Consider the following 22,917-nt stretch of genomic DNA (forward strand, 5'->3'; position numbering starts at 1 on the left):
TTTAATTCAAGTCAACTTGACCATTAATATGTTTTGTTTTATCTATGATAATTCCATTCGCATCTAACACGGTAGAGTGACAAATAAAACACTGTTGTTTCGTCCATGTACCTGTATGGCCATCCGGTGGCAGTCCATGACATGTGCCACATTCCGCGCTTTCATAATCAGTCCAGATAACAGATGAATTATTTCCAGTAATTAGACTATCTCCGTAGGAAAATGAAAATGCGCCATGACAATAGATATTACTGCAGGAAGTATTAGATCGATCCCAGGTAGGTGATAAAACACTGCTGTCCGTAGCAACAGAACCAAATATGACTTCGGCGATATTGTCAGAATCAAGATGGCCATTATCCAAATAATTGGTTGGAACCTGGTGGCACTCATCACAATTCACAGTTGAAATTTCTGATTCCATGTGTACCCGATGAGCACCGACTGTTATTAAGGACGGGTCCGTGTTGTTATAAATATCCTTTGGAGGATAAGCTACCCCAGAAACTGCATCGCCGTGGCAGGTGGTGCAAGATCCAATCCCGGAAGTATGGCAGGTGTTGCAACTTGAGCCGGTTACGCCACCAGCGAAGTCATCGCCATGGCATTTTTGACAATCAGTAAAATCCCACCCATTTTCCCAAAATATTCTGCCATGGTAATCGGAAGAATCCGGGCTGATCCATGCAAAAAATTCTGGATGTCCGCTGGAACCTCCGGCATGACATTGATTACACGAAATACCGCTCGACCCTCCATAATAATCTTTACCATGACAAACGCTACAGGTTTGAACCCCACTGGCTTCAATTTTCGCCATGTGTGAATTCTCGGCACCTTGAATAATCCACTCATCCGGATGTATTGACGGATTTGCCGTTTCATCGCAAGCAGGAATCATCAATAAAATGATGAATATCGGTAGTGTTTTTGAGTTCTTCATCTTTTCTCTAATGGCAATCCCTACAACTTGGATCATTGGATGGTTCGTGACAAACCTGACATACATCCGGCGCATCTAATGCAGATGATCCATGTTCTCCACCGTTCGGTAAAAATACGCCGACCCAATTGGGGAAATTATGATTCATAGGCATTATATTTTGTGACGTATGGCAGGATGTGCAATCTTCTTCTCTGCTGTGACACGTAGAACATTCATATACTCCAGCTGAAGCTTCAAAACCGTGGATTGATAAATAATCTGAATTGTGTACTTGCAACGCAACTTGCTGATATTGGTGACAATTATCGCAAGTGTTGTTGTCATGGCAGAGTGCACAATTGTCACCGGTGAAATTATTCATTGAAAAACCATGTTCATTTTTCCATCCAGCAATATGACTCTTGGGTTTCTGATATGAATGGCAGGATTGGCAATCGTTTTCCTTCCACACGAAAGCGGGTTCCGATCCATCATCACCTTCAATACTGCCATGACAGACTAAGCAATCATCGTATGTATCCAAATGTTGCTTGTGTGAAAAATCAGGTCCTCTTCTTGAAATAAATGGCAAATATGTTAATGGATTATCTGCCTTTGTATGGCACAATTCACAATCGCTATCTTCTGAATCCTCATCTACTGCATTTTCATGACAATCCGCACAGACTTCATCCATAGATGGAAGTAGTTCACGATCATTTATCGTCGTGGATTCTTCAACATTTTCATGACAATCGCTGCAATCCAGCTCTTCTTCAATGTGGAAATCATGCGGAAAATATATCCGATCCCTGTCTTGGGAAAAACCCAACGATAACAGAACAATGAGCATTGTGTTACATTTTAACATAAACAATCACTCCCGCTCGACCATCTTTTTTGTAATACGCATTTACAATATACCTGCCGAAAAACTTGATATTTAATTTTTCTATTAGATTCCAGTCCAGCCACCCATACACGCTAGATGCATTGATTGGCTCGATGATATCATTATAATTAAAAATATTAAATGAAACATTGCCACCAAATTTCACGGTTTTTCCTGCTTTCTTGGCCATCCCAACCGTGCCACCATACACCTCGTTATTTTCTCGAATACCTGCAATAATTGAGACATAATATTGGCCATAAAATAATTGTGAGTTATAAAATACTGTGCTGTTTGTTCCGGCTCTGAAATTTACTTTTTGCAAAATTTCCATTTGCGGTTTGAGACTCCAAGCCCATCCGGCAGTATAGGTTACAGGGATATCCATTTTTTCAACCCAGGGCCATGGATGTATTCCATTTAATCGTAATTGGTGAACGCCAAATTTCAATCGATGACTTTTTAAAATTTTGCTGATCGACAATCTAGTATAGTTCAATTCACTTTGGTCTAAATCCATTACGATTGTCTCATGAATTATCAGTCCAAACATTTTCCAATTTGAGGCGAATCCCACAAGAGGACGAAGTGTGTCATTTCCGCCTTCTGTCATATAGGATATATTGATAAATTTATTTTTTTTGTAAAAACTCCATGAGGTTTGAAAAAGTATTTTATTTATATATACACCATCAGAAAAAAAGCTGGGTTGAACATAAGTAGTATCGCTGAAATCAAGAACTGACTTAAACCCACCAATTAATTCAATTTTACCAAATCTCTTGGTAGAAAAACCTGCTTGAAATCCATCCACATTGACATTGGCATAAGAAGACCAATAATTAAATCGCCCTAAGGTAATTGAGAAAGGATGATGTTTCCAATTCACATTGAATTCATACATTCTGAATGGATTAATGTATTGGCTCGTTTCTGAACCGTACTCAAATCGAGTAGATAGCTTAAAGGAACCAAAGGACTGATGATAATTAAGCAATGAGCTCAAATAAGTTGATTTTATATCAAATGTTTTCAATCGGGGATAAAACACAGAGGTTGTAACCTCTAAATTGGATTGAGCGATTCCAGTTCGTGGTAAAATTGTAAGGATGAAAACCAAGAACGTGAGAAAATAATATCTCATCACTTTATCAAATTTATTGAGGTTACAACCTGTCATGTTAGATTAACCTATGTTCATTTTATGAATTATTGAACATTTTCCGATTATTAATTACTGTAAGGGTTTGGCCATTTATGACCAGGTAGCTCTGACCAATACATATTGTTAAACCCAAATTTAATTGATTTAACATCGTAACCGATTACAGTTAAATATGCAATGGACGCTGCAGCAGTCTGTCCCGTGTAGCAGTAAAATATATTGCCACCGGCAGGATCAAAAGCTGACAGATTTTCACTCATTTTCAGTGTTGCTGGAGTAAGTTGATATGATCCATCAATATGTCCATGACCTATATAATCGGTTTCGCTCCAGTAATTCATGATATTATAAGCAGATGCATTACTAATTACATCACCAGCTGTAACAAGTAACCCTTCACCCCAAGCCGTAATTGCTCCACTTATTCTTGCATCCAGGATTTCTTCGGCAGTTTCAAACCCTGTATTTAATTCAGGATAATCAAATGACGGTAATGATGCAGATGCTGTAGTTACAAGATCAGTAGCATATTGATCTGAACAATTTGATGTCCATTTGTCCAGGCTTTCATCATACGCACTCATACCAAACTTCATGACGTATGCATCATATCCTTTTAACCTTAAAAGTGTATGCGCAAATGACGCCGATTGACCAGAATAGCATGTAACCAAGATGGGCTTACTTGCACTGGCGGCTTCATCAAACATGGATGTTAGCGTCACATTCACCGCATTATCAATATGCGAAGCGGCGAAGTCATCAGCAATACGCAGATCGAATACGGTGTAAGCTGTATAATCAAAGTCAGCGTCCAACACACCGGATCCCAGGATCCAGGATCCCATATTATTTACGTATCCACCGTCAGTTCCTTCAAGATATTCAACGAGTACTTCAAACTCATTGACTGCTTCTGCATTCTCATCTTCACACCCCGGAATGATAAAGAGTGTAATGCTGAAAAGCAGGATTAGGATTTTGTTTAACTTCATGTTAACCTCTCTTTTTTGTTGTTAGTATTGTGGCCATTCAATAGGTAAACGGCCATTCACTGTTATACTTGAATTGGCATTTACTTCATCGGAGTAAAGCGAATCCAAAAAACTTTCCCATAAAAATTTATGCTGATTCTCATCAATTAATTCGGATGTAAGGTGACAGCTTTCATTACATCCTTTTCCACCAGTAGTGTCTGTTTGTGCAGTCCATTTATTAATATTGTGTGGACTTGTGTATTCCCATGTTGGTCGATCATCATAGTAAGGCAAATCAGCATGCCCCCAAGGTTCATAAGAATCTCGAGAAATAGGTATATGCCTCACTAATACCCATTTGCCATCATGCAATTGTGGATCAGGATTAAATCCGATTTTAAAACCAGGATATTCGCTGTAATCGTGTAGTCCCTCTTTCCACTCACCCTTTGTATGGCAATTGTTGCAATTATTATATGGTTGAGAATGGCAAACAAAGCAGGATAATTCACCTTCTTCTCCTCCATAAGTCCAATGTTTGGTATGCCAAGTATTATCAGGGTTTTCTTCTATTGTATGGCAATCAATACATTCAGGTAAATCATTTATATGGTATCGGGATTCTGCGTAGCTGGCGTCTTCGTGGAAATCTTCCCTATGGCAATCGATACAGTGTTTACCTCGTAATTGATGAACATCCGGATTATTCCCTTCTAACTCACCGCGATAATCCACACCAATTCGGCTTCCATGACAAGCCATACAATTATTTTCCTGACTGGGTTTTTTGTTAAACTTGTGGCTATTAATAAATCCCCCTTCTACGCTGTTAGGCCGACTAATATGGCATTGCCCACAGGTTGTATGGCAACTGGAACATTCTTTATCAAAATTTTCCGTTAATTCTGCTGGACATTCATCAAAGTTATTGTGATCTTTATCGCCACCTAACTGTCTTTGTGCAATCGTAGTCATTTCTCCCCATGCTTTGGTATGCATAGAATTCATATTCGTGTTTACAATTGTTTCATGACAAGGGGAACAAAACTCTTCTGGATATTTAGATGGATCTTTAATAAATGTAGAATCGTGGGCTTCTTCAAATTTTGCCGGTTCTGTTCCACCGTGACAATTGACACATCCGATGATAGCGTGAGCCGGATCGATATCAGAAAAAGATGCTTGATTACCAATAAGATTAATAAAAACTTTTTCCCAAGGATCCAACGGAGCCACAGACCCACCTCAGCCACCACCGCCGCCATTTGAAGTTCCAGATTCTTCAGATGCTACTAAGTTTACCAAAGCCTCCTTATTAATATGACATCCCTCACACGTAGTAGAATCACCCAATTTAGAGGTGACAATTCCGGTATCGCATGTGACTATAAATAGCATTAGGGCTACGGGGAAAATAATGAAACTAGTATTGGTTCCGTTTTTCATATTTTCGTCATTAGATAATATTGTTTTAAATGATTAATATTCCCCGAAGCTAAATAAACATCACAACGCCTACATTCTGCATCCTGACAAGCCTGAGAAGTGTCTTTGATTTGCCAGCACACTTGATCATCCGCAAGATACGCTGGACAATTTTTTCGTTCTTTTTCTGTGCAGGGTTTAATATCCCAGCAGGGAATGAGAGCTAATAATCGCCTGATTCCAGCTAAGTTCAATTTATCTTTAAGAATTAGTTTACGTATACAAGCTAGCCACTCAATATCTTTTTGAGTGTAAAGTCTTCTGTTAGATCGAGTACGGTGGGGAATTAATAATCCAACTCGTTCGTATAATCTCAGAGTTTCAGGTGAAACACCTATTTTCTTTGCCGCAAGGCCAATTGCATAGACAGGTTCGAATGGATCAGACTTAATGGATGGCGATATGTAGGATATCATATAATAAACCTGTATTTCTACCTACAGGAAATTACACATCCCAAATTATACAAAACAAGTATTTAAGACCAAATTATCCTTTAATTAATTTTCTGCTATTTTCAATTCAGATCGATTTCAGAATTCTATTTGAACTAGTGATCGTGCTCACACTTACTTGGCATTCGTGAACCATCTTCTAAAATGGCCCATTTCCAAATCGGAACTTGTTTCTTTAATTCAATAATAAACCAAGACATGGCATCAATGGCTTCTTTCCGATGCTTTGACCAAATAACTACATGGAGACTGGTTGCGCCTACTTCCACCCTTCCGATTCTATGTTTACAAAATAAATCATGGATAGGAAATTTTTGACAAGAGTCTTCTGCAAGCTTTTTGAGCTCTGCTTCTGCCATACCTTCATATTGTTCATATTCTAATGCCGTAATTGAATTTCCATATTCTGTGGCTCTAACACGGCCATTAAAAATAAGTTCTGCGCCATCTTGTTCCCGAGTATCATCATTCGGGAAAAAAGAAATGGGACCTTTAATGATTTCGACTTTAATCATATTATTATCCGCCCTGAACCGGTGGAATGAATGCCACTTCATCTCCATCATTCAGCTCAATATTATTAGGCATATATTTTTGATTCACCGCAATTCGTAAAGAAATACCATCCAACTTTCCACCGGCCTCCGACCGAATTTTTTGTTCTAATTCTGAAGCCGATGTACCTGCATTTAATTCTATCACAAATTCATCTACACCCAAGGCATATTTTACTTGTGAGAAACATTTTACTTTAATTTTAATCATATATTTATTATTTGAGTTGAATGGTTTTTACCATCATATATCAGCAATTTCCCCATTAAGTCTGGTTTTATGCCTACAATGATTTTTATGGCTTCTAAGGCTTGAATATTCCCAATAATTCCCGGAAGCATTCCCAATACACCTGCATCAGCACACGTTTCTTCACCGGATGGTGGGTCAGGAAATAATTCTTTATAACCTGGGCTTCCATTAACGTTCAATACAGCAACTTGCCCTTCCCATCGATACAATCCTCCATAAATCATGGGTACATTAGACTGTTTAGATATTTGATCAATCAATTGCCGCGTTTGAATATTGTCTGTCGCATCAATCACAATATCACATTTTTGGATAATTCCCAACCCATTGGATTCGTCTATATAATCTTCAACACATTCAATGTGCGTAATTGAATTGATGTGGGTCAAAGACTTTTTGGCAGAATGAACTTTCTTTTTCCCAATATCATTCATTCCATGTAATGGTTGACGATGAAGATTCGATAATTCAACATGATCGCCATCAATCAGAATCAATTTCCCAATACCTGCTGCAACCAATGACTGAGATACTGGGCAGCCTAACCCACCTAATCCAACGATTGCCACGCTTGCATTTAAGAGCTTTTTCTGACCTTCCAGCCCAAATTCCGGTAAAACCGTTTGGCGAGACCATTGGCTTAAATCTTCCTTCTCCGATTGAAATTCAATCCATGCTTGAGCGCCGCCTAATAAACTGAATGTATCTTTTAAGTTCTGTTCAATAATCATTCCTTCTGTCACAATCCCAAATTGACACACCAACACCTTTTTTCCTTCAATTTTTTGAATCAATCCTTCTTTGGAAATAATAGCGTCAATGCCATCCATTGGAAATTCATTCTGCTGAGATTTTGGACGTACATCAATCACAGTGAATTCAGATTGCCGCTCAAAAAGTTCTTTAGGCGTTAGAATCATTTAATAGATTTCCAGGGCAATATATTCACATTAATTTTTTCATCGACTTGTAATGACGATTCGCCGGGTTCTGAAGATAAAATACAATTGGCTATTAATGATGATGACAACATATGGGATCCAGTTTTGGTTGAAGGTTGGCACACCAATTGTCCATCTTCAATCCAAGCATTACCAAATAAAAATCGATATTTCATTTTTTCCCGGGGAAATGGCTTTTTCAAAATTCCCTTTACTTTTTCGGATTCCTTCTTCCCCATCATTGATTCCAAGACAGGCCAAACCCACTCCATGAATCCGATATAAGCCGATACTGGATTCCCAGGTAAACCAAAAATTAATGTAGAATTTCCTGTGCCAAAGAATAAGGGTTTCCCAGGTTTTTGAGCCACTTTCCAAAAATGTTCTTCAACACCTAATTCCATAAATACTTCGCGGACATAATCATAGCGTCCCATAGATACACCACCAGATGAAATAATAATATCACACGTGTCCAGTGCCTCAGATAGAAATAATCTTAAGGATTCTTTATCATCCTTAATAACATTTTGCAGGATAATGTCTGCCCCAGCCCGATTAACTAATTCTGAAAAGACGTATAAATTTGAATTATAAATTTGTCCTTCACCTAACGGTTCTCCCGGCTCTACCAATTCATCTCCCGCTCCAAAAATGGCTATCTTTGGTTTCTTAAAAACAGAAAGATTCGCATACCCAAACGTAGCACAGGTCCCTATTTCGCTGGGTGTGATAGGCGTTCCTTTTTGAATAAGTATTTCACCCTCATTAATTTCTTCGCCCTTTTTCCGGATATGTTTTCCAGGAGTAGCTTCAATGGTAAACCTGACAGAATCATCGTTAGAGAATCCACTGGTGTCTTCTACCATAATGACGGCATCAGCGCCATTTGGAATTTTCGCGCCGGTCATGCATTGGATGCATTCACCCGAATTTAATGTGATATCACTAGGCGTTCCCGCAGAACTAATGCCAACCAATGTTAATGTAACTGATTTTTTTTGTCTGGCACCTTTCGTATCCGCAGATTTTATCGCAAATCCATCCATGGCAGAATTATCAAATTGTGGCGATGAAAAGGACGCAATTATATCTTGGGCTAATACTCTTCCACCTGCTTCATGAAATGGAATCAATTCGGATTCTAATGTAAATAGATGTTCGTTAATGATTGATTTTGCTTCATGAAATGGTATCATAAGAGTCCCTTTATTAAAAATAGAATGGCAATAATAATGACGCCGCCCATTATTTTTTGAATTGTTTTTGGTTCAAATTTAATTGCACCCATATAGGAACCAACAAAACCACCTACAAGTACGGCACCCGCTAAAGGTAAAATAAAATCTATTTCAAATGTGCCTAAATTTGCCCGCGTAATCACACCCACAAGTGAATTCACCCAAATAAACATGGCACCGGATGCAGCCGCTTCCTTTTCGGTTCCAAGCCCAAACATAATAATTAATGGCACCAAATATATACCACCGCCAATACCAACAGCGCCAGCGATAAATCCCAATGTTCCACCTAAACTCAAACAAAAAATCCATTTCTGAATTCCGGTTAATTGAATTGAAAGTTTCAAATCATTTAATATGTATATCCGTATTGCCACTAAAATGAGTGTTGCCAGTAAAAATAATTTAAAAAATGTTTCAGGGACATCTAATGAACCAGCGATAAATGTCATTGGAATTGATGTGGCTAAAAATGGAAGTATAAGATTGAGTCGTCCGTGGCCATTTTTCCAGAAATGTATCATGCCAATAAATGTAACCACTAAATTCATGGTCAGGGAAGTTGTTGGAATCACCTGATAACTCACACCAAAAATAGCCATTAATGCGGTGTATGATGAACCACCACCGAGCCCCACAGATGAATATATCAGCGCTACGAAGAAAAATAAAATTGGTAAAATAAATTCGGTCATTCCAATTCAATTAACTTTGCGAATCCGCCAGCTGGCGGATTCGCAAAGTTCCCATTTATCCAATACTCCATAAATCCAGTATTCCATTTTTAATGCTTCTCACCTTTTATCATATGGAATGAATGAAAAACTGTTGGTATCAACACGTTTATTGCATCTTTGACAGCACCAGTACTTCCGGGTAAACAAATAACAACTGCCCCATCCACAACGCCTGCTGTCAAACGTGATAGCATGGCAGATTTAACTTTTCCTCGGCCGTATGCATGGAGAGCCTGCTCGATACCCGGTAGCTTGGAATTAAATATTTTATCCAATGTTTCAATTGTCAAATCACGTGGTCCCAATCCTGTGCCACCTGTTGTTATGATCAATTCTACACCATTTTTGATCCACTCATGAATGGTTGAGACTAAATCTTCTGACCCATCCGGTAAAACAATATGTTGGTCAACAGAACAGCCCGCATTCCTAAATCCATTCGCTAAAATAGGTCCGGATTTATCTTCACATTTTCCTTCAGAGATACTATCACTTAAGGTGACGACGCCAACTCTTGGACGATAATCCGTAGCATGATCTGACTTTCCACCCATTTTTGTCACCAATTTTATTTCGCCAATAGTCATGGTTTTGTCCACGCTTTTGCACATATCATAAATAGTAAGTGCTGCTCCAGAAGCAGCTGACAACGCTTCCATTTCAACACCAGTCGCTTCTTTTGTCTTTACTGTAGATCGAATCCCAATAGCATTTGGCTCTAATTCAAATTCAATATCTACAAAGGATAAATTTAATTGATGACACATGGGGATCATTTCGGCAGTTTTTTTCGCTGTTTGAATTCCGGCAATTTTGGCTGTGGTTAGCACATTCCCCTTTGGAAGTGCGTCATCTTGAATGGCTAATATCGTTTCAGGGAGCATAGAAATTTTCCCTTCAGCCTTAGCCATTCGTGTGGAACTCATTTTATCAGTCACGTCAACCATTTTGACATTCCCAAATTTATCTAAGTGTGTAAAATCATTCATATCATAAATTCCTTTATTAATCTTTAATCCAATTTGGATCGTTTTGAAATTCATAAATCATTTTATCTTTTTTCGTTTTTAACTGCCATGATGACTCAATTCCATTGATAATCAATAATTGAATTTCTTTACGTGAGAATCCAAAAATATTATTAAGATTCATATATTCTTCAGCTAAAGAATTATTAAACATTTTTGGATCATCGGTATTCACAGTTACTATAATTCCATGATCGATGTATTTTTTTATTGGGTGAGACTCAATTTTTGTTATCACCCCTGTGCAAACATTTGAAATTGGACACATTTCCAATGGGATTTGATATTCTGCAAGATAATCTAATAATGATTCATCTTCAAAAGCGCGAGTTCCATGACCAATTCGATCTACTTTAAGTTCCCGTATTACTCCCCAAATACTGCTTGCTCCTGCAGCTTCACCTGCATGAGCCGTCGTCCTAAAACCATACAGACGAGCTTTTTCATATATAGTTTTAAAACGTTCAGGCGGAAAATCATGCTCTGCTCCACCAATACCAATCCCAATAATCCCCAACTCTTTCACTTCATGTTTTTCGTCAAGAATCAATGCGGCTCTATTTAGTTTTGTATCTCGACTTAAATCTGTAATTAGTGCAATTTCAATTTCAGATACCTTCGATAGACCTCGTCGAATTGCTTCTGCTATTTTTTGTGTTTTAAGACCAACTGATTCGAAGTCAATTGGCGTAAAAAAAGCTTCAACATATTTAATATTTTGTTTTTTTAAACTGATTGCAATTTCTTCACATATAAAAGTAAAATCTTCATATTCTCGAATAAATGTGTTCTTCCATGTCCAATTTTCAAGAAAATGTGAGAAATCTCTAAATTTAAATTTTTCTTTAAGTGCCTTTATATTTTGAACACTTGAATCCCCACCATACTTTTGAATAAGTGTCCACAATGCATCAAAAGGAATCGCTCCTTCAAGATGTAAATGCAACTCTACTTTCGGAATACTATTATACCAACTATTTGATAAATTATTTTTCACTTTATTGAATTTATCCCCCTATTTGGGTCATTGATTCTCGGTTTTCATTCCCTTGATTTTGGGCATCCCAACCATCTTTAAATTTTTTATTCATGGTATCCTTAATCATTTTTTCTATTTGTTGGCTATCTTTCCCATTACGCATTGCATCTCGAAGGTTAATTTCATCTTGGCTGTAAAGACAATTTAACAATTTTCCGTCAGCTGTAATTCGGATACGGTTACAGTCACAACACAATGTTCTTGAATATGCAGGAATCACGGCGACTTTTCCTTTATAATCATTCACTCGAAAAACATGATGCTCGGTTTGTGATCCATCAACCGGAATTAATTCTTCCACTTGTTTCTCTAAATCAGCGACAATTTGATCTGCTCCATAAAATTTTCCCGTCTTCCAAATTTGGTGTGAATCAAATGGCATAAGTTCAATGAAGCGAACAGTAATATCATTTTCCTGGGTGAGTGCTATAAAATCCATGAGTTCGTCATCATTAAAATCACGCATAGCAACCACGTTTAGTTTGATGGATTGAAAGTTGGATTCCATGGATTTTTTAAGACCATTTAATACTTTTTCCAATCCATCACGGCGTGTGATTCGTTTGAATTTTTCAGAATCTAATGTATCGAGACTGATATTGATTCCAGTCAAACCAGCAGCTTTTAAAACATTAATATTATTAGCAAGCAATTTCCCGTTAGTCGTTAAATGGATGGATTCTACTCCATCTAACTCATTTGCAAATTGAATAATTTTTACAAGATCAGGTCTTAGAAGTGGTTCACCACCGGTAAATCGAATTTTGGATACACCCATTTGAGATATTAATTCGATGAGCTGGAAAATTTCTTCAGTGGAAAGGAGTTTATCTTCGATGCGGAAATCTATTCCTTCTTCCGGCATGCAATATATACAGCGGAAATTACATTGCTCGTTTAAGGCAAGGCGCAAATAGGTAAAGGTTCGACCGAATCGGTCTGATATAGATGATTGCGTCGTGGGAATTGACGCATCACCAAAGTTCTGGATGATTGGGTGTTTTTTTTCCATTCTCTTTCCAATTCACCCCGATATAATAATGTCGGGGATCGGGAGCAAATCCTGACGTTTCCATCAGAACCGTATCGGCCTCAATCCTTGTCCGCAAACTGGCGGATTTAGGTTTTTCGGCTACGAGAGCTATATTAAAATATTACTATTTTATTTTTGGATCAAATCCTTTATTTATATCGCGCTTTAAATTCATCAGATGCTTTTTTACGTCGTGCCTTTTCAGCTGGATCCATTTCCCCTAAAAACCATCGATGATTCTCTGATTTCAATGTTTTTGTTAATAGCTTTTGGAGTTTCTTTGCTGCTTTCACATCATTCCTATCACTGGATTTTAAGCCATGTGAAATTATTTCTTCAATTTCAGGAATAAATTTAGAATAGAAGTGCTTTCCTAAATCATAAGTTCCATGCCAATGAGTGTAATCCGGGGCCATCATAGAAGCGCCATGTCTTGCTCTACGTCCTTCGTGATGCCAAAGTTCAAACCATGTAAAATCGATTGGGTCTGAAAACTTAATATGGTTTCCATCACTATCTTTTCGAAGTAATGGTAATGCAGCTTTATATAATTGTTCTCCAGGTGTGGCAAACTTTTGGTCATATAGGTCAATAAGTCCTTCATACTGAATAAAGAAATTATCTGTGAAATTGTCATTATGGCATCCAGCGCATACATCTTCCATATTTTCTCTTCGAGTATCTGCATGAATTGATGCGGATTCTAATCCCCATTTTTCATCAGTCTCATGAGATAATTTGGAATGAACCGGACGATTATTCCATTTTATTCTTAATCCAATATTATGTGAAATATCTTGATTTGGTGTAGCAGACATATGGCAAGTCGCACAGGTAGGAGCAGCATTATAATCTTCGCCAACAACCCATTTGGATGATTCTAAATTCATTTTATCTACATTTGCATAAAAGTTAATACCGTGTTTTGACTCATCATAAATTTCTTTCTGTGGATGATCTGGACCTAGGTGACATTTTCCGCAATTTTCTGGCCGACGAGCTTGTGCGATAGAAAATTCATGTCTTTGATGACAAGCAGAACATGAACCCGCTGAACCGTCTGGATTAATTCGACCAATACCCGAATTTGGCCAAGTAGCAGGATCAAGTGTTCCATCATCATTAACTTTTACTTGGGAGCCATGACATTGCCAACATCCATTCACAGCTGCAGCAGAATTTCCATGAGGAAAACCATCTGTAATAAATCCACGATTACCTTCAACCACTTCTGCCAAAACATTATCCAATGAGCCCATAATTTGCCCAGCCTTTGAGTGGTGAGAATTAACAAATTCATCCACTTCTTTTTCATGACAACGAGCACAATCATTTGGACTCACAATAATTGAAATCAAATAATCATTATGTTCAAAAGCATCTGCATCACCTTCTTCAGCTTTGTGACATTCATAACAGCCAACATTTGCGCCATAATGTTTACTATTCCCCCACTGTTGATACAAACTCACATCATCAGATTTATGACACTCCAAACATTCAATCGACTCTTCAGATAATTCATTTGGTAAAATATCTTTTGAGGATCCCATTGAAAGGGAAAGCGCAAATCCAATTGCGATTATTAATACAGTTTTATTTCTTTTCATGATTTTATCCTTTAATTAGGAGTTATTTATCCATTTACGTTCAGAAATTTACTATTGTCATAAGGTATGCGAAACTCCCATTTGCTCCACTATCCGATTTCAGCTTACCCGGCATAAATAAGGAATATCCACCCATCACTTTTACATTTTTCGCAATGGGTTTTATCAACGTGATATCCAATTCATTCCCAAAGGAATCAGCACTTTGGTCTGCACCAAACATGTGGTAAGCGACTTTTACGGTATGTCCCGCAATTTTAAACCCGGATAATTTTACATGAAAATCAGACAATCCCAATCCACCTGTATGCTCAGGAACATTCAAAAAATAATCCATATATCCATAATATTTATGATTGGTAGCATAGAGCGTATTAAAAGACTCATTTACGTCAGTCGTCGTTGAATCATCCCCAGACACAAAATCCATTCCGGCTGAAAGAGTCATACCGCCAATTTTATAGTCCGCATTCAATCCATACATCATTCCGCCATAATTTACATTGTCTGATTCTGCACCATTCTGCATAGCAAATTCCAATTCGTAACTCACACCGGCAAAAGCACCTTTTCCATATCCGCCAAATGTCATTCTCTCTCCATCCTGAATGGCGAATGCTTGTGTTTTATGACCTTCCATTAAGCTTAAATGGGTATAAGCACCACGGACATTAAAATCATCTTCGTCATTCACAGTGCTTGCTTCCACTTGCTTAAAATTGAAAAAATCTACATTCGCAAAATCGTTCTTAAAATTGAAAACAACGCCATCAAAGCTTCGCCCAATATTATGCCAACCCACAGCGCCAATGAGTCTTTGTGGACCATAAGCTGCTTCAAATCTTCCCACCTTTGCACTTAATGGCATTCCAAATAAATTTTTGAGTTTAAAGTTTGCTTGGTGAACATCCAATGCATCTGCAGTTCCGTCTCCCAAAGTGCTTGTTTCCGTTCCGAAAACACGGGAATCCTGCAATTGAACAAATGTGCTGTAATCGTCATTATCATAGGAAACAGCAAAACGCGTCCGAAGATAATTTTGGTTATTAAATGATGTTGTATCTGTAAAATCCTTATCTACCATTTCGAATCTTTGTCGAACTTGACCCGAAAACTTCAACGGGTTTCCTTCGGCTATTAACATTCCGAATAGTGAAATAAGTATGAGTGTGTTTTTTAACATGGGGATTCTCCTTTTATTGGTGTTATTGGTGTTTTTTTCAATGACCTTGATGTCAGAATTTATCCATTAAATAGGATTATATCCTCCTATTTAATGGACTTATTTACTTGTTTTCTCTTTATAGGTTTTAAGTATGTAAGTGTAAACTTTCTTGCAAATATACTTCGTTTTCCGGCACAGCTTTTTCTTTGGAGAATGCGCTTACAAATGCCAAAACCGTTAAGGAAAGCGTTCCGGTAAACATGGCAATTTCCATAAATCCAAATACCGGAGATTCCAAATGAGGTGGGAAAATCATCATATATAAATCTACCCATCTTCCAACTAAAACCAGTGATGCTGCAATAAGTAAACTTTTTTCGTTGCGCTTGGTTTTTCTGAATAATAAAATAACAAATGGAATAAACCAATTTAGTAAAATATTTACCACTGTGAGCGAACCAAAAACACCCACATGTCGCTTAATATAATAAACCGTTTCTTCTGGGATATTGGCATACCAAATAAGCATGTGCTGGGAAAACCAGATGTAAACCCAAAAGGTAACGAAACCAAAAAGATAACGGGACAATTCATACAAATGATCAATTTTGACGATACCTTTCATAACACCAATTCGGCGTAGAAAAATAAGGGCAATGATGGTAAATGCCAGTCCGCTGGTAAACATTCCGGAAAAATTATACAGCCCAAAAATGGTGCTATACCAATGGGGTTCCAGTGACATAATCCAATCAAAGCTGGAAAAGATAAACATGATGCCACCGATATAAAGCCAAAATGCAGACAGGCCCGTTGCCGATTTTGTATGTGCCGGATTTCCATCCACATCCATGGCGTGGGATTTGGAAATAATTTTCCGTCCAACCCAAATCCAAAAGACAAAATAAACGGCCATCCGAATCATAAATCCCATAGGATTTAGCCAAGCAGATTTCCCGGAAAGAATCGGGTCGTTGGCGACCACTTCTTCGTGAGACCATTCATAAATATCATGCATTCCGAAATACAATAATGCCATCACAACAAAACCAAAGGGTAACACAGAAAACATGGCTTCCGGCACACGGCGAATGGCGACATCCCAACCGGCGTTGGATACATAATGAATGGCAACCATCATCATGCCGCAAAAACCGATTCCCGTGAGAAAATATCCGTTTAAAAGTAAATTGGACCAAGCTCGAGTCGGATCGGTAAAAATACCAATTAGAAAGGTCAACACACCTAAAACCATGAAAAATTTTAACCAAAGTTTTTGACGATTTGTTAACATTTTTATTTTTTTCATCGGCATTCTAATTCCCCATTGTCTTTAAATATTGAATCACTTTCCATCGGTCTTCTCTTTGCACTTGTGAACGATAAGACGCCATATTCCCTTTTCCATTTGAAATGATGAAATACAATTGTCCATCCTTCATGTTTCTTACATTGTCTGAAAGAAGTGATGGTGGCGGAGGAACACCCCGCTTTGTTACGGGTCCGTCGCCCAAACCTGTCATTCCGTGACATACAAGACAATAATTACGATACACCCATTCACCACGAACCCTATTCTTATCTGAATTTTCTATGGGGCTTTTCAGCACGTTTCCAGCTAATTCTTCTGTGAGTTCACCCTGGGAATATTCGGGAAGAAATCCCCGAGCAATGGTCCCTTCCGCCGGCATTTGTAAGGTTTGACCATTAGGGTAATTCGGATTTTCAGCAAAGGCATCAAATGGAACAGAATGCACCATTTCCGGAATAAATTCAACATTCAATTCACGAGGTTCGTTTGTGAGACATTTTTGCAGTCCGAATAACAATACCACCACAATTCCCAGTTTAATGATTGATTTCGTGTCCATCATTCTGATTCCAATTTTTCGTGCCATTCAAGGGCATTGTGTTGGCTTGAAATTTCTTCTGCTTTTTCGCTGTTAAACGAGCTCAATTCTTCCGTAAGGACAAGCACAAATTTATCATCAGTCACATCCGCCGCATAAATTTTTGGCTTTCGTCCGGGCAAAACGCCTGTCCGCCAAAGTAAGGTAAATACCGTTCCCAATCCAGCGAAGAGCACGGTCGTTTCAAAAGCAATGGGCATAAATCCTGGCATGGAATTCCATGGTTTTCCCCCAATATTGATAGGCCAATTCACAGCAGAAATCCAATATTGTCCATATAAACCGATCGCCAATCCCAAGAGAGCAAAACCAAAACATATTTTCCCCAGTCGGGACGGTTTCAATCCCATTGCTTTATCCAATCCATGAACTGCGTAAGGCGTAAAGGCATCCATTATGGTGAACCCTTTATCTCTAAAATCCTGCGTTGCTTTCACTAAATCATACTCATTATCGAAGGATACGATGAAATACTTCTTCATTCCTCCCCTCCGTTTCGACCTTTAAACTGCAGGACATTCTTTACTTCTCCGATGGAAATAATGGGCATGTATCGGATGAATAACATGAATAGCGTAAAGAATAATCCAAAACTTCCAATGAGCGTGGCAATTTCCACATAAGACGGTGTATACATGGCCCACGCCGACGGTAGGAAATCTCTGTGTAAGGATGTTACGATAATGACAAATCGCTCAAACCACATGCCGATATTGATGAAAATTGATAGGATGAAAACCATCATCATATTGGTTCTTATTTTCTTGAACCAGAAAAATTGGGGCGTAAGCAAATTACAGCCGACCATAATCCAATACGCCCAAGCAAAAGGTCCCATGGCCCGATTTAAGAAAACAAATTGCTCGTATCCATTTCCCGAATACCAGGCCATAAAAAATTCAGTGGCATAAGATAAAGTTACAATCCCACCTGTCAGAATAATCACTTTCGTCATATTTTCAACATGATTTACCGTAATATATTCTTCCAATCGCATGGCTTTTCGTGCAATCAAAAGTAAGGTCAAGACCATGGCAAAACCGGAAAATACTGCGCCGGCAACAAAGTATGGTGGGAAGGTCGTCGTGTGCCAGCCGGGAATGGAGGACGTTGCAAAATCAAAACTCACAATCGTATGCACCGACACCACCAAGGGCGCTGCCAATCCTGCCAACAAACCATAAACTGTTTCGTATCTATGCCACGTTATAAACGAACCGGACCAGCCAAAACTCATGAATCCGAAAATTGCTTTCTTTATTTTTGTTTTTGCTCGGTCTCGAACGGTGGCTAAATCTGGAATCATACCGATATACCAAAAGACTGCAGAAATAATTAAATAGGTCCCGATGGCAAATACATCCCACGCCAGTGGCGAGCGGAAGTTAATCCAAAGTGGTCCCCGCGTATTGGGATAAGGAAACATCCAATACGCCATCCATGGTCGACCCATGTGAATGATGGGAAATAATCCGGCACACATCACGGCAAATATTGTCATAGCTTCCGCAGATCGATTGATGGATGTCCGCCACTTTTGTCTGAATAAAAAGAGAATGGCAGAAATCAACGTTCCAGCATGCCCTATTCCCACCCAAAAAACGAAATTGGTAATATCAAAAGCCCAGCCCACAGTTTTGTTTAAACCCCAGGTGCCAATTCCAGTCATGATTTGGTAGGAAACAGCAACAACCCCCAATGTCAATGCACTTAATGCAATTAAAAATCCAACCCACCATAATCCGGTTGGCTTTTTGTCCATGATACCTACAACATCATTGGTGATAGTTTTTAAATTTTTATTTCCATGAACCAGGGGTTCTCTTATAGACTCAAGCTGATTAGCCATGATGATTTCCCCCTTTTTCTTCTTCGCGATTTCTAACCATAGTCAAATATCCAACAGTTGGTCGCGCATTCAACTCTTCCAAAACATGATAATGACGAGGGTCTTCCACTAATTTTGAAATATCAGATTCCGGATCATTCAAATCGCCAAAAGTAATTGCGTCAGCTGGACATGATTGCTGACACGCTAATTTTATATCACCATCCGCTAATGGAATTCCTTTTGCTTTTGCTTCAATTTTCGCTTCTTGAATCCGTTGAATGCACATGGAACATTTTTCCATGACGCCTCGGCTTCGCACCGTTACATCCGGATTCAAAACCATATTTTCTAATTCATCATTATGAGCATAGTCAAACCAATTAAATCGTCGAACTTTGTAGGGGCAATTATTGGCACAAAATCGCGTTCCCACGCAACGATTATAGACTTGCTGATTCAATCCTTCCGAGCTATGTACCGTCGCCAAAACAGGACAAACTGGCTCACATGGTGAATTATCACAATGCTGACACATCATGGGCTGAAACGCCACATCCACATCGTCCCCTTCGCCTGAATAATATCGGTCAATCCGCATCCACGCCATGTCGCGACGACGAAATACTTCATCTTTTCCTACAACCGGAACATTATTTTCCACTTGGCAAGAAATGACGCAGGCGGAACATCCGGTGCACGCACCCAAATCAATCGCCATGCCCCAATGATGTTTGTCGTAGGGATGGTCATCCTTCCATAGCGTTACCACTTGATGACCATGATGTGCTCCCGAAGATGGATCTTTTTTATATTCGTCAAAAGTCGTTTCTTGGATAAAAGGTCGCACTTTCATAGAAGGTGGTGCGGTATTTTCAGGATTTTTTAGCGTGTTATATGTTTGGGTTAACGCCAAATCTGCGGTTTTCCCTGTCTTGGAAATGCTCACTGAAATACCAGAAAACGAAAGGGCGTTATCGTTTCTTTCAAGAAGATGATTGATGCGTTCACCTACCAATTCACCTTCACCAAGTGTCGCTTTTTTCTGAATCCAGTCCGGTCCGAAATTTTTAAACCGTTCCGTGCCTTTTCGTCCATAACCCAGAGACACAGCCACCACTTCATCGCTCTGCCCTTCTTGAATATACACGGGCAATTCTACCGATTTTCCGCTGGCTTTTATTTGAATCACATCTGATTGACTTACACCCAATTCTTTGGCTTTTTTCGGGGAAAGATTCGCTGCATTATCCCAAGTTAGTTTTGAAATGGGATCTGGTAATTCTTGCAACCAGGGATTTTCTGCATGACGGCCGTCCAGCATTTGCAATGACGGATAAGCCACAAGCGTCAATCCATTTTTCAAGAGTGATTTCGCCATTGCACCTTTTTTAAATCTGCTCACAGAAACGGATTTGGGTTTAATCTTAACAAAACCGTCGTGAACCAAATTATCCCACCATCGATTAAATGACTGGCTTCCTTTTTTGCGAGTCGTATAAATTTTCTTCCAATAATTGCGAACCAAATTTCGTTCGTCGTCGTCGATCCCAGCCCAGCCTGTAACGGATTTTCGTAAGCTTTTTGTGTCACCCAAAGCTTGGATAGCTGGTTGAGTCATGGACAAAGTTCCGGATGTAAATTCATCATCGGACCAGGATTCTAAATAATGGGGCGACGGGCAAATAGCATTACATAATTCAGTGGTTTCGTTTTGTTTTGCGGAAAAACAGACTGTTGTTGGAATCGTTTTCATGGAATCCGTAAACGCTTCTCCTTCCGGTAAATCGTAAACAGGATTCACGCCAGCAACCAATAATGCACCCACTTTTCCCGCTTTCATATCAGCGATTAATTGTACTACTGAAGCATCATTCCCGCTCTTTTGTAAATTTGGGTTTTTCAAAATAACCGTCTTCCCAACATTCCCTAAAGCATGGTTAATTCTATTGACACTCTCTTGCATGGCGGGTTCGTTCATACTGGAAACCACCAAACTTTTTCCCTTATAATGCTTCAATTCTTTAGCAATATCTGATGCAATTCCATGTCCGCCTTTTCCACTTAATGCATGCTCGATGTCTTTGGCAAGTTGTAGCATTCCTGCCGGAGATTTTACAATTCGCTCGTCCGCTTTTGCACCGGTTACAGATAATCGAGATTCAACTTGAATATGCTTTGAAATGTGTTTCGCATCCAAATTTCGATTCTTCCGATAATCTTTCGTAAACTGTGTCGGCGAAAGCCAAGTGCCAAGAAAATCAGCATCAAAACTCAAAATCATGTCTGCTTTTTCAAAATCATATTGGGGTAAAATCCGCTTGCCGTAATTCATTTCATGTGCATCTAAAATGGCGGAATAAGAGATAGGATCATATTCCACATGATTTGCATTGGCATACTTTTTCAAGAATTTTTTGATATAATATTTTGTAGAAGGACTTGTCACTGTTTCTGTGAGCAATACAATTTTTTGTCCGTTTTCCCGAGCTTTTTGCAATCCTTGAACCACCGATTTATCCAAAACATTCCAACTGACTTCTTCGCCAGAAAGTATCGGATGAAACAAGCGTTTTGAATCATACAATTCAATCACACTCGCCTGACATACAGGACATAACCCACCTTGACTCACCGGATGGTCAGGATTTCCTTCCAATTTGATGGGACGGCTGTCTCGATTTTTCACCAACACGCCGCACCCGGAACCACAGGCATGACTTGTAGAGGCATACCAATAGGCTTTACCGGGGATAATTTCTTCCGGTTGGATCAAAAATGGGATGGCTTTATTCACCGGTGTTTTTGAACACGCCGTCATAAATGCAGCCAATGAAAATCCGGCTGTTTTTAGGAAATCTCTACGATTCCACTCTGTGGATGCTGTTTCCAAATCTGCAGGACCGGCAACAGATTCTATTACCGAAATCTCATCTTTGCTCATCCAATATTTTTTATCTTTACTCATAATCAAAGGTATTTTTTCGCCACGAAGACTCGAAGGTGGTGGCATTTTTAATTTTTAATAGTGGCATGTTGCACAATCCAATAAAAGTTGTGTCCGTTCCGGGGCTGCGGTGAGCGATTCATGGTCTTTCCGGTGGCAATCCAAACACCAACCCATAGATAAATCTTCTGTCTGTTTAATGCGTTCCATCGAAGCCACATCGCCATGACAATCGGTACAATCCACGCCGGCAGCAATGTGGGGTTTATGACTGAAGAAAACGAAATCTGGAATATTATGCACCTTTACCCATTCCACCGATTTTCCTGCTTTTCCTTCCACCGGATTTCCTTGGGGGTCGTATCCCATGGCGGAATAAATTTTGATAATTTCCAAAGATGTGAGCGGACGCATTTCTCTGCCTTCTGCCATTGCCTGTTCTTCTTCCAACCGTAAATCATCTTTTGTAGCAGATACATACTTGTGACAATTCATACAAACACTTGTGGCAGGAATGCCTGCATGGCGACTTTGAGACGCTCCATAATGACAATATTGGCAAGGCACTTCCATTTCGCCCGCGTGCAGACGATGGGAAAAGTCAATGGGTTGTATGGGCTCATAATTTTGTTGATTTCCCGGCATCCTAAATGTGCTGTTACTGAAAATCACCAAGAGTCCACCGACCAAAATCAAAAGCGTAATGAGTTTTAATTGCTTTTTCATTAAAGA

Annotated in this window: 23 protein-coding genes; all 23 read right to left on the reverse strand. The window is 39.0% G+C overall.

Features of this window, described 5'->3' with window-relative positions:
- Nucleotide 1: 1 nt before the first annotated feature.
- Entirely contained in the window at nucleotides 2–979 is a 978-nt protein-coding gene (locus HOD97_02680) for a CxxxxCH/CxxCH domain-containing protein (GenBank protein MBT4280518.1), read from the reverse strand.
- The gene (locus tag HOD97_02685; protein ID MBT4280519.1) at nucleotides 951–1,796 is read right to left on the reverse strand and encodes a hypothetical protein; all 846 of its coding nucleotides are present in this window, start codon (nucleotides 1,794–1,796) and stop codon (nucleotides 951–953) included. The genes HOD97_02680 and HOD97_02685 overlap by 29 nt, the downstream gene beginning before the upstream one ends.
- Complete coding sequence (locus HOD97_02690) at nucleotides 1,783–2,997, reverse strand: hypothetical protein (GenBank protein ID MBT4280520.1); 1,215 nt, start codon at nucleotides 2,995–2,997, stop codon at nucleotides 1,783–1,785. The genes HOD97_02685 and HOD97_02690 overlap by 14 nt, the downstream gene beginning before the upstream one ends.
- Before the next feature lie 50 nt (nucleotides 2,998–3,047).
- Nucleotides 3,048–3,977 (reverse strand): hypothetical protein, encoded by a 930-nt coding sequence (locus HOD97_02695; GenBank protein ID MBT4280521.1) that lies wholly within the window; start codon nucleotides 3,975–3,977, stop codon nucleotides 3,048–3,050.
- A 21-nt stretch (nucleotides 3,978–3,998) separates the two neighbouring features.
- Nucleotides 3,999–5,195 carry a hypothetical protein gene (locus HOD97_02700; GenBank protein MBT4280522.1) on the reverse strand — a complete coding sequence of 399 codons (1,197 nt, stop codon included), beginning with the start codon at nucleotides 5,193–5,195 and terminating at the stop codon, nucleotides 3,999–4,001.
- 9 nt (nucleotides 5,196–5,204) lie between these two features.
- Nucleotides 5,205–5,405 (reverse strand): hypothetical protein, encoded by a 201-nt coding sequence (locus tag HOD97_02705; GenBank protein ID MBT4280523.1) that lies wholly within the window; start codon nucleotides 5,403–5,405, stop codon nucleotides 5,205–5,207.
- Complete coding sequence (locus tag HOD97_02710; protein ID MBT4280524.1) at nucleotides 5,402–5,860, reverse strand: MerR family transcriptional regulator; 459 nt, start codon at nucleotides 5,858–5,860, stop codon at nucleotides 5,402–5,404. Before HOD97_02710 ends, HOD97_02705 begins: the two co-directional genes overlap by 4 nt.
- A 134-nt stretch (nucleotides 5,861–5,994) precedes the next feature.
- The gene (locus HOD97_02715) at nucleotides 5,995–6,414 is read right to left on the reverse strand and encodes a molybdenum cofactor biosynthesis protein MoaE (protein MBT4280525.1); all 420 of its coding nucleotides are present in this window, start codon (nucleotides 6,412–6,414) and stop codon (nucleotides 5,995–5,997) included.
- A gap of 4 nt (nucleotides 6,415–6,418) precedes the next feature.
- Complete coding sequence (locus tag HOD97_02720; GenBank protein MBT4280526.1) at nucleotides 6,419–6,664, reverse strand: MoaD/ThiS family protein; 246 nt, start codon at nucleotides 6,662–6,664, stop codon at nucleotides 6,419–6,421.
- Nucleotides 6,661–7,626 (reverse strand): HesA/MoeB/ThiF family protein, encoded by a 966-nt coding sequence (locus HOD97_02725; protein ID MBT4280527.1) that lies wholly within the window; start codon nucleotides 7,624–7,626, stop codon nucleotides 6,661–6,663. The genes HOD97_02720 and HOD97_02725 overlap by 4 nt, the downstream gene beginning before the upstream one ends.
- A complete protein-coding gene (locus tag HOD97_02730; GenBank protein ID MBT4280528.1) occupies nucleotides 7,623–8,846 on the reverse strand; it encodes a molybdopterin molybdotransferase MoeA in 1,224 nt (407 codons plus the stop codon). Before HOD97_02730 ends, HOD97_02725 begins: the two co-directional genes overlap by 4 nt.
- Nucleotides 8,843–9,583 (reverse strand): sulfite exporter TauE/SafE family protein, encoded by a 741-nt coding sequence (locus HOD97_02735; GenBank protein ID MBT4280529.1) that lies wholly within the window; start codon nucleotides 9,581–9,583, stop codon nucleotides 8,843–8,845. Before HOD97_02735 ends, HOD97_02730 begins: the two co-directional genes overlap by 4 nt.
- Nucleotides 9,584–9,672: 89 nt before the next feature.
- A complete protein-coding gene (locus tag HOD97_02740; protein ID MBT4280530.1) occupies nucleotides 9,673–10,614 on the reverse strand; it encodes a bifunctional molybdenum cofactor biosynthesis protein MoaC/MoaB in 942 nt (313 codons plus the stop codon).
- A 16-nt stretch (nucleotides 10,615–10,630) separates the two neighbouring features.
- A complete protein-coding gene (gene add / locus HOD97_02745; GenBank protein MBT4280531.1) occupies nucleotides 10,631–11,650 on the reverse strand; it encodes an adenosine deaminase in 1,020 nt (339 codons plus the stop codon).
- A gap of 10 nt (nucleotides 11,651–11,660) precedes the next feature.
- Nucleotides 11,661–12,704 (reverse strand): GTP 3',8-cyclase MoaA, encoded by a 1,044-nt coding sequence (gene moaA, locus HOD97_02750; GenBank protein ID MBT4280532.1) that lies wholly within the window; start codon nucleotides 12,702–12,704, stop codon nucleotides 11,661–11,663.
- A gap of 170 nt (nucleotides 12,705–12,874) precedes the next feature.
- Entirely contained in the window at nucleotides 12,875–14,278 is a 1,404-nt protein-coding gene (locus HOD97_02755) for a hydroxylamine oxidoreductase (protein MBT4280533.1), read from the reverse strand.
- A 97-nt stretch (nucleotides 14,279–14,375) separates the two neighbouring features.
- Nucleotides 14,376–15,518, reverse strand: coding sequence for an alginate export family protein (locus HOD97_02760; protein MBT4280534.1), 1,143 nt, complete (start codon nucleotides 15,516–15,518; stop codon nucleotides 14,376–14,378).
- A 127-nt stretch (nucleotides 15,519–15,645) separates the two neighbouring features.
- Nucleotides 15,646–16,809 carry a hypothetical protein gene (locus HOD97_02765; protein MBT4280535.1) on the reverse strand — a complete coding sequence of 388 codons (1,164 nt, stop codon included), beginning with the start codon at nucleotides 16,807–16,809 and terminating at the stop codon, nucleotides 15,646–15,648.
- A 7-nt stretch (nucleotides 16,810–16,816) separates the two neighbouring features.
- Nucleotides 16,817–17,374: a cytochrome c gene (locus tag HOD97_02770; GenBank protein MBT4280536.1), complete on the reverse strand. Its 558-nt coding sequence runs from the start codon at nucleotides 17,372–17,374 to the stop codon at nucleotides 16,817–16,819.
- On the reverse strand, nucleotides 17,371–17,892 hold the full coding sequence (locus HOD97_02775) for a DUF3341 domain-containing protein (GenBank protein MBT4280537.1): 522 nt from the start codon (nucleotides 17,890–17,892) through the stop codon (nucleotides 17,371–17,373). Before HOD97_02775 ends, HOD97_02770 begins: the two co-directional genes overlap by 4 nt.
- Entirely contained in the window at nucleotides 17,889–19,259 is a 1,371-nt protein-coding gene (nrfD, locus tag HOD97_02780; protein MBT4280538.1) for a polysulfide reductase NrfD, read from the reverse strand. Before nrfD ends, HOD97_02775 begins: the two co-directional genes overlap by 4 nt.
- Entirely contained in the window at nucleotides 19,252–22,206 is a 2,955-nt protein-coding gene (locus HOD97_02785; GenBank protein MBT4280539.1) for a 4Fe-4S dicluster domain-containing protein, read from the reverse strand. Before HOD97_02785 ends, nrfD begins: the two co-directional genes overlap by 8 nt.
- Before the next feature lie 54 nt (nucleotides 22,207–22,260).
- Nucleotides 22,261–22,911, reverse strand: coding sequence for a cytochrome c3 family protein (locus tag HOD97_02790; protein ID MBT4280540.1), 651 nt, complete (start codon nucleotides 22,909–22,911; stop codon nucleotides 22,261–22,263).
- Nucleotides 22,912–22,917 lie beyond the last annotated feature (6 nt).

This window comes from Candidatus Neomarinimicrobiota bacterium, assembly GCA_018651745.1.
Classification (GTDB): Bacteria; Fidelibacterota; Marinisomatia; order Marinisomatales; family TCS55; genus JAAZYX01.

Bases quoted from the DNA above. Each gene is read 5' to 3' on its own strand.
- HOD97_02680 (MBT4280518.1), bottom strand. From the start codon at position 979: ATGATCCAAGTTGTAGGGATTGCCATTAGAGAAAAGATGAAGAACTCA.
- HOD97_02685 (MBT4280519.1), bottom strand. From the start codon at position 1,796: ATGTTAAAATGTAACACAATGCTCATTGTTCTGTTATCGTTGGGTTTT.
- HOD97_02690 (MBT4280520.1), bottom strand. From the start codon at position 2,997: ATGACAGGTTGTAACCTCAATAAATTTGATAAAGTGATGAGATATTAT.
- HOD97_02695 (MBT4280521.1), bottom strand. From the start codon at position 3,977: ATGAAGTTAAACAAAATCCTAATCCTGCTTTTCAGCATTACACTCTTT.
- HOD97_02705 (MBT4280523.1), bottom strand. From the start codon at position 5,405: ATGAAAAACGGAACCAATACTAGTTTCATTATTTTCCCCGTAGCCCTA.
- HOD97_02710 (MBT4280524.1), bottom strand. From the start codon at position 5,860: ATGATATCCTACATATCGCCATCCATTAAGTCTGATCCATTCGAACCT.
- HOD97_02715 (MBT4280525.1), bottom strand. From the start codon at position 6,414: ATGATTAAAGTCGAAATCATTAAAGGTCCCATTTCTTTTTTCCCGAAT.
- HOD97_02720 (MBT4280526.1), bottom strand. From the start codon at position 6,664: ATGATTAAAATTAAAGTAAAATGTTTCTCACAAGTAAAATATGCCTTG.
- HOD97_02725 (MBT4280527.1), bottom strand. From the start codon at position 7,626: ATGATTCTAACGCCTAAAGAACTTTTTGAGCGGCAATCTGAATTCACT.
- HOD97_02730 (MBT4280528.1), bottom strand. From the start codon at position 8,846: ATGATACCATTTCATGAAGCAAAATCAATCATTAACGAACATCTATTT.
- HOD97_02735 (MBT4280529.1), bottom strand. From the start codon at position 9,583: ATGACCGAATTTATTTTACCAATTTTATTTTTCTTCGTAGCGCTGATA.
- HOD97_02740 (MBT4280530.1), bottom strand. From the start codon at position 10,614: ATGAATGATTTTACACACTTAGATAAATTTGGGAATGTCAAAATGGTT.
- moaA (MBT4280532.1), bottom strand. From the start codon at position 12,704: ATGGAAAAAAAACACCCAATCATCCAGAACTTTGGTGATGCGTCAATT.
- HOD97_02755 (MBT4280533.1), bottom strand. From the start codon at position 14,278: ATGGGATCCTCAAAAGATATTTTACCAAATGAATTATCTGAAGAGTCG.
- HOD97_02760 (MBT4280534.1), bottom strand. From the start codon at position 15,518: ATGTTAAAAAACACACTCATACTTATTTCACTATTCGGAATGTTAATA.
- HOD97_02765 (MBT4280535.1), bottom strand. From the start codon at position 16,809: ATGAAAAAAATAAAAATGTTAACAAATCGTCAAAAACTTTGGTTAAAA.
- HOD97_02770 (MBT4280536.1), bottom strand. From the start codon at position 17,374: ATGATGGACACGAAATCAATCATTAAACTGGGAATTGTGGTGGTATTG.
- HOD97_02775 (MBT4280537.1), bottom strand. From the start codon at position 17,892: ATGAAGAAGTATTTCATCGTATCCTTCGATAATGAGTATGATTTAGTG.
- nrfD (MBT4280538.1), bottom strand. From the start codon at position 19,259: ATGGCTAATCAGCTTGAGTCTATAAGAGAACCCCTGGTTCATGGAAAT.
- HOD97_02785 (MBT4280539.1), bottom strand. From the start codon at position 22,206: ATGAGTAAAGATAAAAAATATTGGATGAGCAAAGATGAGATTTCGGTA.
- HOD97_02790 (MBT4280540.1), bottom strand. From the start codon at position 22,911: ATGAAAAAGCAATTAAAACTCATTACGCTTTTGATTTTGGTCGGTGGA.